1 protein-coding gene is annotated in these 434 nt (G+C 43.5%); it reads left to right on the top strand.

Annotation, left to right across the window (positions count from 1 at the left end):
• Window positions 1-126: 126 nt before the first annotated feature.
• The coding region (locus AC0QH1_RS07470) for a group II intron maturase-specific domain-containing protein (protein WP_324630382.1) at window positions 127-434 on the top strand (308 nt) is incomplete at its 3' end.

Below are 434 nucleotides of genomic sequence, written 5' to 3'. Positions count from 1 at the left end.
ACCCACACTCTAGAAGGGGATAAACCAGGGTTCGATTTCCTAGGATTCAACGTCCGGCAATACAGAGTCGGAAAATATAAGACCGGAAAGGACACGAAGGGAAATCCGCTAGGTTTCAAAACTTTCATTAAACCCAGTAAGAAGGCCATCAAAACCCACTACAAGAAACTAAAAGAGATAGTAGACTCCCATATTGCAATACCGCAAGAGGGGCTAATAAGACACCTCAATCCGGTCATTAGAGGGTGGAGCAACTACTACTCAACAGTAGTGTCTAAAGAAGCTTTCTCTCAAATGGATAGCTCGTTATATTGGAAGCTAACCAAATGGGGAAACCGAAGACATTCCAACAAAACAGGAAAGTGGGTAGCCAAGAAATACTGGCAAGCAATAGGGAATCGGCAATGGGTATTTGCAACACGAGCGGAATCAAA

Source organism: Phormidium sp. CCY1219 (genome assembly GCF_055795085.1).
This window is presented reverse-complemented; position numbering and strand designations above follow the sequence as displayed.